Annotated in this window: 1 protein-coding gene; it reads left to right on the forward strand. The window is 64.2% G+C overall.

Annotation, left to right across the window (positions count from 1 at the left end; all coding sequences use genetic code 11):
• Positions 1-259: thioredoxin (trxA, locus tag AC1DIH_RS28255; RefSeq protein WP_477774104.1), on the forward strand; the 259-nt coding region annotated here is incomplete at its 5' end.
• Between the last annotated feature and the right edge of the window lie 99 nt (positions 260-358).

Here is a 358-nt window from a genome sequence, read left to right on the forward strand (position 1 = left end):
CTTCTGGGCCGAGTGGTGCGGTCCGTGCAAGATGATCGCCCCGATCCTGGACGAAGTGGCACGCGATTTCGGCGACAAGGTGCAGATCGCCAAGATCAATGTGGATGAGAACCAGCAGGTGCCGGCCAAGTTCGGCATCCGTGGCATTCCCACGTTGATCCTGTTCAAGGAAGGCAAGGTTGTCGCCCAGAAGGTTGGCGCCCTGTCCAAGTCGGACCTGACCGCGTTCCTGAAGAACAACGTCCCGGCCCTGGCCTGACGCCAGACCCCGCGGCCAGCCCGGCATGGCTGGCTGCGGCACCGCATGATCCGGCTTCGCGTGCGCCAGCTCTGGCGCGCCGGCCGGATTGTGCTAAGA

It is taken from the genome of Pseudomonas sp. 05N36 (assembly GCF_056397385.1).